Origin of the sequence: Streptomyces sp. NPDC059866 (genome assembly GCF_042731325.1) — a bacterium.
Classification (GTDB): domain Bacteria; phylum Actinomycetota; class Actinomycetes; order Streptomycetales; family Streptomycetaceae; genus Streptomyces; species Streptomyces flavusporus.
Window position 1 is genome coordinate 47744 of record NZ_JBHWJT010000010.1, and the last position, 16325, is coordinate 64068.

The following is a 16325-nucleotide window of genomic DNA, read 5'->3' on the forward strand; positions in this document are numbered from 1 at the left end:
GCGTGCGATCAATCGAGGCGCTCGCGGCCGTCCGGGCCACGTACCCTCTTCTGTTGTGCCGAACGCCAACGATGACACCAGTGCCCTGAGCCAGGTGCGGCACCGCGCGGTGAGTGAGCCGCTGCGGGTCGCCCCGGTCGCCGACGACCTCGCCCGCCGCTTCCAGGAGACGGGATTCTCACTTGCCCTGGTCGGCGGCTCGGTCCGGGATGCGCTGCTGGGCCGGCTCGGCAACGACCTGGACTTCACGACCGACGCCCGCCCCGAGGACGTTCTGAAGATCGTGCGGCCGTGGGCGGACTCCGTGTGGGACGTGGGCATCGCCTTCGGCACGGTCGGTGCCCAGAAGGACGGCTTCCAGATCGAGGTGACCACCTACCGGTCGGAGGCGTACGACCGGACGTCGCGCAAGCCCGAGGTGTCGTACGGCGACTCCATCGAGGAGGACCTCGTCCGGCGTGACTTCACCGTGAACGCGATGGCCGTCGCGCTCCCGGAGAACAAGTTCATCGATCCGTACGGCGGGCGGGACGATCTGGCGGCGCGGGTCCTGCGCACTCCGGGCACGCCCGAGGAGTCCTTCTCGGACGACCCGCTTCGGATGATGCGGGCGGCCCGTTTCGCGGCCCAGCTCGATTTCGAGGTGGCCCCCGAGGTCGTCGCGGCGATGAAGGAGATGGCCGGGCGCATCGAGATCGTCTCGGCCGAGCGGGTGCGGGACGAACTGAACAAGCTGATCCTCTCCGCCCACCCGCGCAAGGGGCTGGCTCTGCTGGTCGACACCGGGCTCGCCGATCATGTGCTGCCGGAGCTGCCGGCGCTGCGGCTGGAGCGTGACGAGCACCACCGCCACAAGGACGTCTACGACCACACCCTGATCGTCCTGGAGCAGGCGATCGCGCTGGAGGAGAACGGCCCGGACCTGACCCTCCGCCTGGCCGCGCTGCTGCATGACATCGGCAAGCCGCGGACGCGCCGCTTCGAGAAGGACGGCCGGGTCTCGTTCCACCACCACGAGGTGGTCGGGGCGAAGATGACCAAGAAGCGCATGACGGCCCTGAAGTACTCCAACGAACTGGTGAAGGACGTCTCACGCCTGGTCGAGCTCCACCTCCGCTTCCACGGCTACGGGACCGGGGAGTGGACCGACTCCGCGGTCCGGCGTTACGTAAGGGACGCGGGGCACCTTCTCGACCGTCTGCACAAGCTGACCCGCTCGGACTGCACAACACGGAACAAGCGCAAGGCGGCGGCGTTGTCGCGGGCGTACGACGGCCTGGAGAAGCGGATCGCCCAGTTGCAGGAGCAGGAGGAACTGGACGCCATCCGGCCCGACCTCGACGGCAACCAGATCATGGAGCTCCTGGACATCAAGCCTGGTCCTGCTGTGGGTCGCGCCTACAAGCACATGCTGGAACTGCGCCTGGAGAACGGGCCCATGGAGCACGATGCGGCTGTCGCGGCACTCAAGGAGTGGTGGGCCGCACAGGGCTGAGGCGGTGAAACGGGGTCGGTGAAACGGGGTCATGTTTCACGTGAAACATGACCCCTCACTAGATGCCGATGGGCGGTGTTTCACGTGAAACACCGCCCATCGGCATGTTCAGGTGCTACTTGTTGTCCCCCAGGCAGAGGACGAACGAGTCGCTGCCTTCCGTCCATTCGATGGCCGCGGTCGTCCCCTCCACCGACTGGCAGGCGAGCATGGACACGCTGGTGCTGTTGTCCTTCTTGAGGACCTTGTAGTCGGCCTTGGAGTCGCTGCAGTCCAGCTGTTCGATCTCGGCGGAGTCGTCCGTGCCATTGTTGGTCAGGCAGTCGCCGACAGCCAGCTTCTTGGTGTCGTCGTTACTGATGTACCAGCTGACGGCGGCAAAGAGGAGGCCAGCGACGATGACGCCTATGCGCAGGTACTGCTTGATCCCGCGCTTCGGCCGCTCCGGCGGAACCGGCGCGTACGGTGCCGTGCCCTGTGGCGGGTACGGGGCCTGGGGCTGGCCCTGCGCGTAGGGGTTCTGGCCTTGCGGCTGGCCCTGCGCGAACGGGTTGCCCTGGGGCGGCGGAGTTGTCACTTGGGGGTCCCCCTGAAACGTAGGTGTGCGGCGCACAGCAGGCGCGCGCATAAGACCCACGTAAGTTAGCGGGCCCCACTGACAACTCCACAGCCGGGAGTGACTCTGTGGCACTGATGTGACACTTACCGGAGTTCAAAGCGGGCCATAGCTGCCGCAACCGCCCCGTAGAGCGCAGCCACCGTGAGCACCAGGTGCACCGAGCGCCCGTCCGGCGGCAGCATCAGCGCGGCCACACCGGCGGCGCCGACGAAGGCGATGTTGAACAGGACGTCGTAGAGGGAGAAGATCCGGCCGCGGAAGCCGTCGTCGACCGACGACTGCACGATCGTGTCCGTGGAGATCTTTGCGCCCTGCGTGGTGAGGCCCAGGACGAAGGCCGCGACCAGGACGGGTGCGGTGGCGAACGGGAGGCCGAGGGCGGGCACCAGGACGGCAGCGGATGCCGCGCAGACGACGATCCAGCCTCCGGGGCCGAGCTGTCCCGCGGCCCAGGGAGTCAGCACGGCCGCCGCGAAGAAGCCGGCGCCGGAGATTCCCACCGCCAGCCCCAGCAGGGCGAGTCCGTCGTCCGTGTTCGTGGTCAGGGCGTACCGGCAGAGCATCAGCAGCATGACCGTCAGGGCGCCGTAGCAGAACCGCATCAGCGTCATCGACGCAAGCGCCCAGGCGGCGTCCCGGCGTGTCGGCGCGGCGAGGTGGCGTACTCCGGCCACGAGGTCACGGGTGGTTCCGGAGAGCGCCGCCGCCAGCCGTGGCTGCACCAGATCACGGTCCGGACCCAGCAGGTCCCGGGCGATACGCAGGGAGGCCAACGCCGAGCACAGATACAGCACGGCGCCCAGCAGTACCACCACCGTGTCCGAGTCCGCGATCAGCAGCCGTACGACGAAGGCGAGGCCGCCGCCCGCGGTCGCGGCGAGGGTACCGGCCGTCGGGAACAGGGAGTTGGCCATGACCAGGCGGTCCTTGTCGACCACGCGGGGCAGCGCCGCGGACAGGCCCGCGAGGACGAAGCGGTTGACGGCGGTGACGCACAGGGCGGAGACGTAGAAGAGCCAGTCCGGGACGGGGCTCAGCATCAGCACCGCCGTCGTCGACGCCAGCAGGGCGCGCAGCAGGTTGCCGTACAGAAAGACCTGCCGGCGACGCCAGCGGTCCAGCAGGACGCCGGCGAAGGGGCCCACCAGGGAGTACGGGAGGAGCAGCACCGCCATGGCCGAGGCGATCGCGGTGGCCGAGGTCTGCTTCTCCGGGGAGAAGACGACGTAGGTCGCGAGCCCGACCTGGTAGACGCCGTCGGCGCCCTGGGAGAGAAGCCGTACGGCGAGCAGGCGCCGGAAGTCCCGGAATCGGAGCAGGACGCGCAGATCGCGCACGACGGCCATGGGCACAGCCTCACATACGGGGAGGGTCCCCGGGGGCAGTGCCCCGAGGACCCTCAACTGACCGCAAAAGGGGTCGACTTAGCGCTCGACCGCACCCTGGATGAACTTCTCGACGTTCTCGCGGGCCTCGTCGTCGAAGTACTGGACCGGCGGGGACTTCATGAAGTAGCTCGAGGCGGAGAGGATCGGGCCGCCGATGCCGCGGTCCTTGGCGATCTTCGCGGCGCGCAGAGCGTCGATGATGACACCGGCGGAGTTCGGGGAGTCCCAGACCTCCAGCTTGTACTCCAGGTTCAGCGGAACGTCACCGAAGGCGCGGCCCTCGAGGCGGACGTACGCCCACTTGCGGTCGTCGAGCCAGGCGACGTAGTCGGACGGGCCGATGTGGACGTTCTTCTCGCCGAGCTCCCGGTCGGGGATCTGCGAGGTGACGGCCTGCGTCTTGGAGATCTTCTTGGACTCCAGGCGGTCACGCTCGAGCATGTTCTTGAAGTCCATGTTGCCGCCGACGTTCAGCTGCATCGTGCGGTCCAGGATGACGCCCCGGTCCTCGAACAGCTTCGCCATGACGCGGTGCGTGATCGTGGCGCCCACCTGCGACTTGATGTCGTCGCCGACGATCGGGACGCCCGCCTCGGTGAACTTGTCCGCCCACTCCTTGGTGCCGGCGATGAAGACCGGGAGGGCGTTGACGAAGGCGACCTTGGCGTCGATGGCGCACTGGGCGTAGTACTTCGCTGCGTCCTCGGAGCCGACGGGCAGGTAGCAGACGAGGACGTCGACCTGCTTGTCCTTGAGGACCTGGACGATGTCGACCGGCTCCTCGGCGGACTCCTCGATGGTCTCGCGGTAGTACTTGCCGAGACCATCGAGGGTGTGGCCGCGCTGGACGGTCACACCGGTGTTCGGCACGTCGCAGATCTTGATGGTGTTGTTCTCGGAGGCGCCGATGGCATCCGCGAGGTCGAGGCCGACCTTCTTCGCGTCGACATCGAACGCGGCGACGAACTCCACGTCACGAACGTGGTAGTCACCGAACTGGACGTGCATCAGGCCGGGGACCTTGGACGCCGGGTCGGCGTCCTTGTAGTACTCGACTCCCTGCACCAGCGACGCGGCGCAGTTGCCGACGCCGACGATGGCTACGCGAACCGAACCCATTCCGGTTGCTCCCTGTGTGTACTCGGTGAGGCCCTGACGGGAACCTCACATGGCGGTGTCGTCGGGCGAATCCGGCCGGGAGGTGTCCCCGGGCCGGGGCAGGTCGCCTGACGCTCCAGATGTGGTGTCCTGCTGAGCGGGCCCCCCGGTGGCGGAACCACGAAGGTCCCGCCCGGCCCGCTCGCTCTCGATGAGCTCGTTCAGCCAGCGCACTTCGCGCTCCACGGACTCCATTCCGTGGCGCTGGAGCTCAAGGGTGTAGTCGTCGAGGCGCTCCCGAGTGCGGGCCAGGGAGGCCCGCATCTTCTCCAGCCGCTCCTCCAGCCGGCTGCGGCGGCCCTCCAGTACGCGCATGCGTACGTCCCGGGAGGTCTGGCCGAAGAAGGCGAACCGGGCGGCGAAGTGCTCGTCCTCGTACGCGTCGGGGCCCGTCTGCGCGAGCAGCTGCTCGAAGTGCTCCTTACCTTCCGCCGTCAGCCGATAGACGATCTTGGCGCGGCGTCCGGTCAGTGGGGCGGCGAGGGCTTCCTCGGATGTGTTCCCCGGTTCCTCGATCAACCAGCCGTTGGCGACCAGCGTCTTGAGGCAGGGATAGAGCGTCCCGTAGCTGAACGCACGGAACACGCCCAGTGACGTATTGAGTCGTTTGCGCAGCTCGTAGCCGTGCATCGGTGACTCGCGGAGCAGGCCGAGTACGGCGAACTCGAGGATCCCGGAACGCCGGCTCATCGTCGCCCCCTCTCTGCTGCGGTCGGACCGTCACGGTCTTTATGCCGTGCTGATGTATCGACTCGATACATCAGCACGATAGAACGGTGTTGTGGATGCGACAAGAGCGTGGACGGTGAACGGGATCACATCACTGATTCGTTGCAAGTAAGTTGCCTGATTTGGGGTGAATTTCAGACCTAGGTAGGTTTCGTGGCTGCGTAGTCTGTGCGGCATGCACATCACCGGGAACCGAGTTGCGTCTGGGGGCGTCCTCGTCCTCGGTGCAGTACGGGTGAATGCGGAACCGACCACATCCGTACTTCGGGGGGACCGGAAACCAGCCGCCGTTTCCAGGCGCGCCAGGGTGCGCCTGCCCTAGGAGTAGTCGTTCGATGAGCGAGCACCGTCGCAAACCGCCGCAGCCGCAGGAAGGCGGACGTGCCGCGGCCCGACGCGGCCAGTCCGGTGCGTCCTCCGGCCGCCGTGCGGCACCGCGAGGCGCCACCGGGTCTCCATCCGACTCTTACGGGTCGGGTTTCCCCGGGCCGGGAGGCGAGGAGCGGCCGTACGGCGGCCGCGCCGAGGCCCGGCGCGCGGCACAGAGAAGCGTTGGGGGCCGCCGCAGAGCGGCGGACCCCGGCCGGAGCGGCCGGCGGGCCGTCCCCGGCGGTCCGAACGGGCCCGGGCGGGGACGCGCAGCGGCCTCCGGCAGAAATCGGCTCGTCGACTATCCGCGCGCGGGACGGTACGGCTGGCGCCGCTGGGTGCCGTCCTGGAAGCTGCTCTCCGGGCTGTGCCTTGCCTTCTTCGGCAGCCTGGTGGCCGTGGCCGGCATCGGATACGCCATGGTCAGCGTCCCGAAGGTCGCCGAGACCGCAGAGGCGCAGAACAACGTCTACTACTGGTCCGACAAAACCGAGATGGTGTCCACGGGCGGTGAGACGAACCGGCAGATCATCAACCTGTCGCAGATCCCGAGGGACATGCAGAACGCCGTCATCTCCCAGGAGAACAAGACCTTCTGGACCGACAGCGGTATCGACCCGAGGGGCATCGCCCGAGCCGTGTTCAACATGGCCCAGGGTGGCGAGACACAGGGCGGCTCGACCATCACCCAGCAGTACGTGAAGAACGCGATGCTGGACGACCAGTCGCAGACGATCACGCGTAAGTTCAAGGAGCTGTTCGTCTCCATCAAGGTGGGCGCCTCGGTCGACAAGGACGAGATCATGGAGGGCTACCTGAACTCCGCCTACTACGGTCGCAACGCCTACGGGATCCAGGCCGCCGCGCGCGCGTACTTCAACAAGGACGCCATCAAGCTGAACGCGGGCGAGTGCGCGTTCCTGTCGGCCACGCTCAAGGGCGCCACGTACTACGACCCCGCGGGCTCGCCCTCCATCGACCCGGTCGGTGCCACCGCCGATGCCAACAAGAAGCGGGCCCTGCGTCAGATGCAGGACACCCTGGAGAAGATGGTCGAGTACGGCCACCTGGACGCCGCGGAGCGCGCCAAGTACACGAAGCTTCCCAAGGTCCAGAACCCGCGCTTCAACACCGCGCTGAGCGGCCAGATCGGCTACCTCGTCGACCTGGCCAACGCCTACCTCATCAACAACAGCGAGAAGACCGGCGTCACCGAGCGGAAGCTGCGGGAAGGCGGGCTCTCGATCTACACGACCTTCGACAAGAAGAAGGTCAAGGAGCTCGAGACCGCGGTGAAGAAGGTCCAGAAGGCGAACATCAAGCCCAAGGAACGGCCCGACACGGACACGCACGTCCAGTTCGGCGGCGCCTCCGTGGACCCGGACACCGGTGCCATCGTCGCCATCTACGGCGGTGAGGACGCGACCAAGCACTTCACCAACAACGCCGACGAAACCGGCGCCCAGGTCGGTTCGACGTTCAAGCCGTTCGTGCTCGCGGCGGCCATGAAGTGGGGGGTGCGGGACCCTGAGCTGGGTGAAGTGCAGGCGCAGGACGAGCGGACCAAGGTGTCCCCGAAGAGCCTGTACAGCGGCAAGAACAAGCTCAAGATCAAGGACTACGACGGGTCGGTCTGGCAGAACGAGAAGGGTGAGGAGTGGCTGCAGGTCAACGACGGTGACAAGTCGGAGGGCAGCCCGCCGAACTACCAGATCGACCTCCGTGAGGCGATGAGGGTCTCGGCGAACTCCGCCTACGTGCAGCTCGGCATGGACGTCGGTCTGGACAAGGTGAAGGAGGCCGCCGTCGACGCGGGCGTACTGGAGAGCAGTCTGGCGGGCACGGAGTACCCGTCGTTCTCCCTCGGTATCTCCAAGCCCAGTGCGATCCGCATGGCGAGCTCGTACGCCACGTTCGCGGCGAGCGGCGAGCGGCGTGATCCGTTCTCCGTCTCGAAGGTCACGGACAAGGACGGCCCGGTCTTCGAGCACGAAGTCAAGACCGCGCGGGCCTTCGAGTCGAAGGTGGCCGACAACGTCACCGACGTCCTGAAGACCGTGGTCGAGGACGGTACTGGTACCAACGCCCAGCTGCAGGGTCGTGAGGTGGCCGGCAAGACCGGTACCACCGACGGCAACAAGTCGGCCTGGTTCGTCGGCTACACCCCGCAGCTGTCGACCGCGATCAACATGTTCCGGTATCCCGACGACGAGACCATCAAGAACCGCACGTTCCTCGAGATGTACGGGACGGGTGACCAGGAGTCGATTCACGGTGCCTCGTTCCCCTCGGAGATCTGGCACGACTACATGGAACAGGCGCTGAAGGGCGAGAAGGCCGAGAAGTTCCCGACCCCCGAGCCCATCGGCGTGGTGGTCAACGACGTTCCGCCCCCGACCCCCACTCCCTCGGTCACCGAGACCGAGGAGGAGGAGAGCCCGACGCCGACACCGACGCCCAGTAAGACCAAGGGCCCGCCCTCGCCCTCGGTGAGCGAGACCTGTGGCTTCTTCGGCTGCGAGACCACCGATGGCGGCAACGGCAATGGCGGTACCGATACCGGAGGCACAGACGGCGGTGTGACCACGTCACCGAGCCCTACGGATACGGGCGGAGACAGTGGCAACGGCAACGGCAACGGCAACGGAGGTGACCTCTTCGCAGGCACAGACGGTTAGCCGTAGCGCCCGAAAAGGGTGTTTCACGTGAAACGTGGGCCGCCGCACCCCCAGGGTGCGGCGGCCCACGGCGTACTCCTGGGCGCGTACGGCAGGATGTGCTCCATGCCCAGTGCAGAAACGACGCCAGCGAGCGTGCAGGAGCCGGACCAGGTGCGGCCCACCACGGCCGACGCGGTCGCCGCAAGCGGCAGTGAGCTGATCGGCGGCCCCATCGGGCGGCGCGCCCTGCTCGGGGCGTCCTGGTGGACGCCCGTACGGGTGATCGCTCTGGTGGCGATCGGGATGTTCGTCCTCGGACTGGTCCAGAAGGCGCCCTGCTACAACGGCGGCTGGTTCTTCGGCGCCAGTTCGCAGTACACGCACGCGTGCTATTCGGACATTCCGCACCTCTACAACGGGCGCGGTTTCGCCGATGGGCTCGTGCCGTACTTCGACAAGCTCCCCGGCGACATGGAATACCTCGAGTACCCGGTGCTGACCGGTGTGTTCATGGAGGTGGCCGCCTGGCTCACGCCCGGCAGCGGCAGCATCCAGGACCAGGAGCAGTGGTACTGGATGGCCAACGCCGGGATGCTGATGGCCTGTGCGGCCATCATCGCCGTGTGCGTGACCCGGACGCATGCCCGGCGCCCCTGGGACGGCCTGCTGGTCGCCCTGGCGCCCGCCTTCGCGCTGACCGCCACCATCAACTGGGATCTGCTGGCGGTCGCCCTGACGGCCGCGGCGATGCTGATGTGGTCCAGGGGCCGCTCCCTCGCCTTCGGTGTCCTCCTGGGGCTCGCCACGGCTGCCAAGCTCTATCCCCTCTTCCTGCTGGGACCTCTGTTCGTGCTGTGCTGGCGTGCCGGCAAGTGGCGGGACTTCGGCAAGGCACTGGGAGGCGCGGTCGTCGCCTGGCTGGTGGTCAACGGGCCGGTGATGCTCTTCGCCTTCGAGGGCTGGTCGAAGTTCTACACGTTCAGCCAGGAACGGGGCGTCGACTTCGGGTCCTTCTGGCTGATCATGGCCCAGAACTCCAGCGACCCGCTCAGCACCGAGACCGTCAACACCCTTGCCACGCTCCTGATGCTGCTGTGCTGCGTCGGCATCGCCGTGCTCACGTTCACGGCGCCGCGCCGCCCGCGGTTCGCCCAGCTCGCCTTTCTGATCGTCGCGGCGTTCATCCTCACCAACAAGGTCTACTCGCCGCAGTACGTCCTGTGGCTGATCCCCCTGGTCGCGCTGGCCCGGCCCAAGTGGCGGGACTTCCTGATCTGGCAGGCGTGCGAGGTGGCGTACTTCCTGGGGATCTGGCTGTACCTCGCGTACACGACCAGCGGTGACGCCCACAAGGGGCTGCCGACCGACGGCTACCACTGGGCGATCGGGGTGCACCTGCTGGGGACGCTGTACCTGTGCGTCATCGTGGTGCGCGACATCCTCATGCCGGACCGGGACGTGGTGCGCCGGTCCGGCGAGGACGACCCCTCGGGGGGTGTGCTCGACCGTGCGGCGGATGTCTTCGTACTCGGTCCTGCGGCCCATCCGCCGCAGCACGCGGCCCACTTCGAGGGGCCGCAGGTGGAGTGGGGCAGCGGGAAGGCGACCGGCGGTTCGCTCTGAGCGAACGGCCTCCCGGAGGGTGCCGTAGGCCGTGAAAGGCCGTACACGGAGATTCCGTGTACGGCCTTCTGGCTGTCGTGGGCGGGTCGGCCGCCGTCAGCGGTCCATGAGCCGGTCGAACTGCGTGGTGGTGTGCCGCAGATGGGCCACCAGTTCGTCACCGACCTTCGGTTCGGGGGCGTCGGCCGGCACGAACAGGATGGACACCTGCATGTGCGGCGGCTCGGCGAACCAGCGCTGCTTGCCGCCCCAGACGAACGGAGAGAGATTCCGGTTGACCGTGGCGAGGCCGGCCCGGGCGACGCCCTTGGCGCGCGGCATGACGCCGTGCAGCGCCTTCGGGGCCTCCAGGCCCACCCCGTGCGACGTACCGCCCGCCACGACCACCAGGAAGCCGTCGGAGGCCGCCTTCTGCTGCCGGTAGCCGAAGCGGTCGCCCTTGGTGACGCGGGTGACGTCCAGGACCGCGCCGCGGTACTCGGTGGCCTCGTGGTCCCCCAGCCACAGCCGCGTGCCGATACGGGCGCGGAAGCGGGTCTGCGGGAACTGCTGCTGCAGCCGGGCGAGTTCGTCCGCCTTGAGGTGGCTGACGAACATCGTGTGCAGCGGCAGCCGGGCCGCACGCAGGCGGTCCATCCAGCCGATGACCTCCTCGACGGCGTCCGAGCCGTCGGTGCGGTCCAGCGGCAGGTGGATCGCGAAGCCCTCGAGACGGACGTTCTCGATGGCGGCGTGCAGCTGCGGCAGGTCCCGCTCGCTGATGCCGTGCCGCTTCATCGAGGACATCACCTCGATGACCACGCGGGCGCCCACGAGGCCGTACACGCCGTCCACCGACGACACCGAGCGGATGACCCGGTCGGGCAGCGGAACCGGCTCCTCGCCGCGCCGGTACGGCGTCAGCACCAGCAGATCACCGCCGAACCAGTCCTTGATGCGCGCGGCTTCGTACGTCGTGCCGACGGCGAGGATGTCCGAGCCCAGCCGCGTGGCCTCCTCCGCCAGCCGCTCGTGCCCGAACCCGTAGCCGTTGCCCTTGCAGACCGGGACGAGACCCGGGAACTGCTCCTGCACGTGCTTGTGGTGCGCCCGCCAGCGCGCGGTGTCGACGTAGAGCGTGAGCGCCATGGCCGGACCTGGAACCTTTCTCGTGGCTGCGGTGTATCAGAGGTGTGGAAGCTATCGAACCAAACGCCCGGGGCTCAGCGGCGCGACATGTAGATGTCGAGCGCCTTGTGGAGCAGCTTGTTCAGCGGGAAGTCCCACTCGCCGAGGTATTCGGCGGCCTGCCCGCCCGTGCCGACCTTGAACTGGATCAGGCCGAAGAGGTGGTCGGTCTCGTCCAGCGAGTCGGAGATGCCACGCAGGTCGTAGACGGTGGCACCGAGCGCGTAGGCGTCGCGCAGCATCCGCCACTGCATCGCGTTCGAGGGCCGGACCTCACGGCCGATGTTGTCGGAGGCACCGTAGGAGTACCAGACGTGCCCGCCGACGATCAGCATCGTCGCCGCCGACAGGTTCACGCCGTTGTGGCGGGCGAAGTACAGCCGCATGCGGTTGGGGTCCTCGGTGTTGAGGGCCGTCCACATGCGCTGGAAGTACGACAGCGGGCGAGGCCGGAAGTGGTCGCGCACAGCGGTGATCTCGTACAGCCGCTGCCACTCCTCGAGATCGTGGTAGCCGCCCTGGACGACCTCGACACCCGCCTTCTCGGCCTTCTTGATGTTGCGGCGCCACAGCTGGTTGAAGTTCTTGTGCACCTCTTCCAGCGAGCGGTTCGCCAGCGGCACCTGGAAGACGTAACGAGGCTGTACGTCGCCGAAGCCGGCGCCCCCGTCCTCACCCTGCTGCCAGCCCATGCGGCGCAACTTGTCGGCGACCTCGAAGGCACGCGGCTCGATGAAGTCGGCCTCGATGTCACGCAGGCGCTTGACGTCGGGGTTCTGGATCCCCTGCTTGATGGACGAGGCCTCCCAGCGCCGGATGATCACCGGCGGCCCCATCTTCACGGAGAAGGCGCCCTGCTGCTTGAGGTGCGCCAGCATCGGCTGAATCCAGTCGTCGAGATTCGGCGCGAACCAGTTGATGACCGGACCCTCGGGGAGATAGGCGAGGTAGCGCTTGATCTTGGGAAGCTGGCGATAGAGAACCAGGCCCGCACCGACCAGCTCGCCGGTCCGCTCGTCGAACCAGCCGAGGTTCTCCGAGCGCCATTCCGCTTTGACGTCCGCCCAGGCCGGGACCTGCATGTGACTCGCCGACGGCAGGCTCTGGATATAGGCCAGATGCTGCTCGCGACTGATGGTCCTCAGGGTCAGGCTCATTCGGGGCGCTCCTCGGGCTGGTGTGTCCCCATGGGTTCAGGGGCTCCGGCTCTCGCGCCGAAGCCTACTGCGCCCTGCGAGCGCCCCGACTGGGCACACGGGACTTCGCCCCGGCCTGTCGCGGCCGGGGCGGTGATCAGCCTGCCTCGAGAGGCTCTGTGCGGTGTCGGCAGGTCAGAAGAGGCCGCCGAAGAGACCACCGTGGGCCATGCCCAGGAAGAAGCCGATGGCCGAGGCGCCGAGGCCCAGGATCAGTCCGAAGCGTTCGCGGGTCGTTTCCGAGATCCACTGGCCGTACGCGCCGGTGATGATCCCCACCAGACCGGTCCACGAGCTCAGCAGATGCAGGCTGTGGAACATCGCCGTGATGAAGGAGACCGCTCCGAGTACCAGGGTCACCGCGAGCAGGGCGTCCTGGACGGGGTGGGCCCTGTCGTCCGTGGCGAAAAGGGATCCGGCGGTGTTGGGTCGCAATGCCTGTGCCATGGGGCACCTCCTGCGGAAGGCGGCGCATCGTAGCGCCATACACACCCGATGTGTACAGATTGACGGTCCTCACCGCCGGATTTCAACCGGAAGCCGGTGTGCGGGTACTCTGTACCCTCTGCACCGGTGTCTGCCCAGGCCGCGGCCGGGAAGCCCGATCGGGCCCCCGATTGTCAGTGGCGGCCGATACCGTTGCGTACGCATCACAACCCTCCTGCCACGGAACGACCGTGGCCGCTGAGTCCAAAGGAGGTGGGTTCCACATGCGTCACTACGAGGTGATGGTCATCCTCGACCCCGATCTCGAGGAGCGCTCTGTCTCCCCGCTGATCGAGAACTTCCTTTCTGTCGTCCGTGACGGTGGCGGAAAGGTCGAGAAGGTCGACACCTGGGGCCGTCGTCGTCTCGCGTACGAGATCAAGAAGAAGCCCGAGGGCATCTACTCGGTCATCGACCTGCAGGCCGAGCCTGCGGTCGTCAAGGAGCTCGACCGCCAGATGAACCTGAACGAGTCGGTCCTCCGGACCAAGGTCCTTCGCCCCGAGACCCACTGAGCTCTTCCGCTCAGCTGATCTCGGGATTCGAGTAGCAGCACAAGCAGCCAGCAGCACACCCGCCGAGAGGTTCACCCATGGCAGGCGAGACCGTCATCACGGTCGTCGGCAATCTTGTCGATGACCCCGAGCTGCGCTTCACCCCGTCCGGTGCGGCGGTCGCGAAGTTCCGTGTCGCGTCCACCCCCCGCACCTTCGACCGCCAGACGAATGAGTGGAAGGACGGCGAAAGCCTCTTCCTGACCTGCTCGGTCTGGCGTCAGGCGGCGGAGAACGTCGCCGAGTCGCTTCAGCGAGGCATGCGCGTTGTCGTGCAGGGCCGGCTGAAGCAGCGGTCCTACGAGGACCGTGAGGGTGTCAAGCGCACGGTCTTCGAGCTGGACGTCGAGGAAGTCGGCCCCAGCCTGCGCAACGCCACGGCCAAGGTCACCAAGACCACCGGTCGCGGTGGCCAGGGCGGTTACAGCGGCGGTGGCGGCCAGCAGGGCGGCGGCTGGGGCGGTGGCCCCGGCGGCGGTCAGCAGGGCGGCGGCGCTCCTGCCGAAGACCCGTGGGCGACCGGCGCTCCTGCCGGTGGCCAGCAGGGTGGCGGCGGCTGGGGCGGTGGCTCCGGCGGCAGCGGCGGCAACGGCGGCGGCTACTCGGACGAGCCCCCCTTCTGAGCCGTACGGCTTAAAAGGTGGGTCGTACCCAAACTTCTTGATCACACAGGAGAAACACCATGGCGAAGCCGCCTGTGCGCAAGCCGAAGAAGAAGGTCTGCGCTTTCTGCAAGGACAAGGTCACGTACGTGGACTACAAGGACACGAACATGCTGCGGAAGTTCATTTCCGACCGCGGCAAGATCCGTGCCCGTCGCGTGACCGGCAACTGCACGCAGCACCAGCGTGATGTCGCCACGGCCGTCAAGAACAGCCGTGAGATGGCGCTGCTGCCCTACACCTCCACTGCGCGCTAAGGGAAGGGTGACCAACACATGAAGATCATCCTCACCCACGAGGTCTCCGGCCTCGGCGCCGCGGGCGACGTCGTTGACGTCAAGGACGGTTACGCTCGCAACTACCTCATCCCGCGGAAGTTCGCTATCCGCTGGACCAAGGGTGGCGAGAAGGACGTCGAGCAGATTCGTCGCGCTCGCAAGATCCACGAGATCCAGACCATCGAGCAGGCCAACCAGGTCAAGGCCCAGCTCGAGGGTGTGAAGGTCCGTCTGGCCGTCCGCTCCGGCGAGGCCGGCCGTCTCTTCGGTTCCGTCACCCCGGCCGACATCGCCTCGGCGATCAAGGCCGCCGGCGGCCCCGAGGTCGACAAGCGTCGTATCGAGCTCGGCTCTCCGATCAAGACGCTGGGCGCCCACGAGACGTCCGTGCGTCTGCACCCCGAGGTGGCCGCCAAGGTCAACATCGAGGTCATCGCTGCGTAAGCGCTGCGCTCGCTGAAGCAGTCAGTGGGGCCGCATCCTCTGGGGTGCGGCCCCACTGGTATGTCCGGGGCATGGCGGCGTGTTTCACGTGAAACACCGTCAACGCTGCTGTGTTTCACGTGAAACCGAGCAGAACGGGCGCGTCTCCTCGCGGCTCTCTCAGCGCGTGGCGCCCGTGACGAGCCAGCGTCCCGAGCGGGCCCGGATCCACAGGGTGAGTACCCGAATCGTCATCATCAGCGTCATGGCGATCCAGAGCGCGGTGAGCCCGCCGCCGAGGGTGGGGACGAAGAGCGCCACGGGCGTGAAGACGGCCAGGGTGAGCAGCATGGCCCAGGCAAGGTAAGGCCCGTCGCCAGCGCCCATGAGGACACCGTCCAAGACGAAAACCACGCCGCAGAGCGGTTGGGAGAGCGCCACCACCAGCAGGGCGGGGAGTGCGGCGTCCTTCACGGCGGAGTCGCTCGTGAACAGGGAGAGGAAGACCGGGCGGCTCACCACGACCAGGACGCCGAGTGCAAGGCCGACCACGATGCCCCACTGCACCATGCGGCGGCAGACATCGCGGGCTCCCTCGGCATCATTGGCACCGAGATAGCGTCCGATGATGGCTTGTCCGGCGATCGCGATGGCATCGAGCGCGAAGGCAAGCAGGCTCCACAGGGACAGGATGATCTGGTGCGCAGCGATATCGGCGTCACCGAGGCGAGCCGCAACGGCCGTGGCGATCATCAGGATCGCCCGCAGTGAGAGCGTGCGGACCAGCAGCGGTACGCCGGCCTGTGCAGACGCCTTGATCCCGGCGGCGTCGGGACGCAGAGAGGCGCCGTGCCTTCGGGCCCCGCGGACGACAACCACGAGATAGACCGCGGCCATGCCCCACTGAGCGATCACGGTGCCCCAGGCGGAGCCCGCGATACCGAGGCCGGCGCCGTAGACGAGGCCCGCGTTGAGAGCAGCGTTGGCGACGAAGCCCGCGACGGCGACATAGAGCGGTGTCCTGGTGTCCTGCAGGCCACGCAGGACACCGGTCGCGGCGAGTACGACGAGCATCGCGGGTATGCCGAGGGCAGAGATCCGCAGATAGGTGGTTGCGTACGGGGCCGCCGTGTCGGAGGCGCCGAAGAGTTCCACGAGGAACGGGGCCATGGGCAGGACGATGGCGATGACACCGGCGCCGAGCAGCAATGCCAGCCAGATGCCGTCCATGCCCTGGCGGATGGCTGCAGGGAGTTCGCCTGCGCCCACGCGCCGGGCCACGGCCGCCGTGGTGGCGTAAGCGAGGAAGACGAAGATGCTGACCGCGGTGGTGAGAAGGGCGGAGGCGACGCCGAGTCCGGCGAGCTGCGCCGTACCGAGGTGGCCGACGATAGCGCTGTCGGCGAGTACGAAGAGGGGCTCGGCGACCAGTGCGCCGAAGGCGGGGACGGCCAGCGAGATGATCTCTCGATCGTGCCGGCGTCGGACGGCCTTGAGGGGCGCAGGAGCCTGTGTCAT

15 protein-coding genes are annotated in these 16325 nt (G+C 67.5%); 7 read left to right on the forward strand and 8 right to left on the reverse strand.

Translation table 11 applies throughout. The features are described from left to right. The first annotated feature begins 55 nt into the window (after nt 1-55). The gene (locus tag ACFV7R_RS17150) at nt 56-1495 is read left to right on the forward strand and encodes a CCA tRNA nucleotidyltransferase (RefSeq protein WP_385264174.1); all 1440 of its coding nucleotides are present in this window, start codon (nt 56-58) and stop codon (nt 1493-1495) included. A 115-nt stretch (nt 1496-1610) separates the two neighbouring features. On the opposite strand, the gene ACFV7R_RS17155 is transcribed toward ACFV7R_RS17150, so the two are convergent. The 4 genes from ACFV7R_RS17155 to ACFV7R_RS17170 form a co-directional block, all read right to left on the reverse strand. Further along, nucleotides 1611-2072, reverse strand: a complete 462-nt coding sequence (locus ACFV7R_RS17155) for a hypothetical protein (RefSeq protein WP_385264175.1) — start codon at nt 2070-2072, stop codon at nt 1611-1613. Nucleotides 2073-2197: 125 nt separating this feature from the next. Next, complete coding sequence (locus ACFV7R_RS17160) at nt 2198-3460, reverse strand: MFS transporter (RefSeq protein WP_385264177.1); 1263 nt, start codon at nt 3458-3460, stop codon at nt 2198-2200. A 78-nt stretch (nt 3461-3538) separates the two neighbouring features. Next, entirely contained in the window at nt 3539-4621 is a 1083-nt protein-coding gene (locus ACFV7R_RS17165; protein WP_385264179.1) for an inositol-3-phosphate synthase, read from the reverse strand. Nucleotides 4622-4666: 45 nt separating this feature from the next. Next, nucleotides 4667-5350 (reverse strand): PadR family transcriptional regulator, encoded by a 684-nt coding sequence (locus ACFV7R_RS17170; protein ID WP_385264180.1) that lies wholly within the window; start codon nt 5348-5350, stop codon nt 4667-4669. Nucleotides 5351-6156: 806 nt separating this feature from the next. Between ACFV7R_RS17170 and ACFV7R_RS17175 the strand changes: the two genes are divergently transcribed. Next, nucleotides 6157-8436: a transglycosylase domain-containing protein gene (locus ACFV7R_RS17175; protein ID WP_385264424.1), complete on the forward strand. Its 2280-nt coding sequence runs from the start codon at nt 6157-6159 to the stop codon at nt 8434-8436. Between the two features lie 96 nt (nt 8437-8532). Further along, nucleotides 8533-10041: a glycosyltransferase family 87 protein gene (locus ACFV7R_RS17180; RefSeq protein ID WP_385264426.1), complete on the forward strand. Its 1509-nt coding sequence runs from the start codon at nt 8533-8535 to the stop codon at nt 10039-10041. A 96-nt stretch (nt 10042-10137) separates the two neighbouring features. Here the strand turns inward: ACFV7R_RS17180 and ACFV7R_RS17185 are convergent, their stop codons facing one another. From ACFV7R_RS17185 to ACFV7R_RS17195, 3 genes are all read right to left on the reverse strand, one after another. After that, the gene (locus ACFV7R_RS17185; RefSeq protein ID WP_129798823.1) at nt 10138-11169 is read right to left on the reverse strand and encodes an alanine racemase; all 1032 of its coding nucleotides are present in this window, start codon (nt 11167-11169) and stop codon (nt 10138-10140) included. Nucleotides 11170-11243: 74 nt separating this feature from the next. Next, entirely contained in the window at nt 11244-12365 is a 1122-nt protein-coding gene (gene femX / locus ACFV7R_RS17190; RefSeq protein ID WP_129798822.1) for a peptidoglycan bridge formation glycyltransferase FemX, read from the reverse strand. 174 nt (nt 12366-12539) lie between these two features. Beyond that, nucleotides 12540-12851: a hypothetical protein gene (locus ACFV7R_RS17195; protein WP_385264181.1), complete on the reverse strand. Its 312-nt coding sequence runs from the start codon at nt 12849-12851 to the stop codon at nt 12540-12542. A 263-nt stretch (nt 12852-13114) separates the two neighbouring features. Here ACFV7R_RS17195 and rpsF point away from each other — a divergent pair, with 263 nt between their 5' ends. The 4 genes from rpsF to rplI all read left to right on the forward strand — a co-directional run bounded on the left by rpsF (nt 13115) and on the right by rplI (nt 14828). Further along, on the forward strand, nt 13115-13405 hold the full coding sequence (rpsF, locus tag ACFV7R_RS17200) for a 30S ribosomal protein S6 (protein WP_009189556.1): 291 nt from the start codon (nt 13115-13117) through the stop codon (nt 13403-13405). A gap of 77 nt (nt 13406-13482) precedes the next feature. Next, nucleotides 13483-14067 carry a single-stranded DNA-binding protein gene (locus ACFV7R_RS17205; protein WP_385264182.1) on the forward strand — a complete coding sequence of 195 codons (585 nt, stop codon included), beginning with the start codon at nt 13483-13485 and terminating at the stop codon, nt 14065-14067. Nucleotides 14068-14126: 59 nt separating this feature from the next. Then, a complete protein-coding gene (gene rpsR / locus ACFV7R_RS17210; protein ID WP_003949403.1) occupies nt 14127-14363 on the forward strand; it encodes a 30S ribosomal protein S18 in 237 nt (78 codons plus the stop codon). 18 nt (nt 14364-14381) lie between these two features. Further along, on the forward strand, nt 14382-14828 hold the full coding sequence (gene rplI, locus ACFV7R_RS17215) for a 50S ribosomal protein L9 (RefSeq protein ID WP_129798819.1): 447 nt from the start codon (nt 14382-14384) through the stop codon (nt 14826-14828). Nucleotides 14829-14987: 159 nt separating this feature from the next. Here rplI and ACFV7R_RS17220 read toward each other — a convergent pair whose 3' ends face one another. Beyond that, the gene (locus ACFV7R_RS17220; protein ID WP_385264184.1) at nt 14988-16325 is read right to left on the reverse strand and encodes an MATE family efflux transporter; all 1338 of its coding nucleotides are present in this window, start codon (nt 16323-16325) and stop codon (nt 14988-14990) included.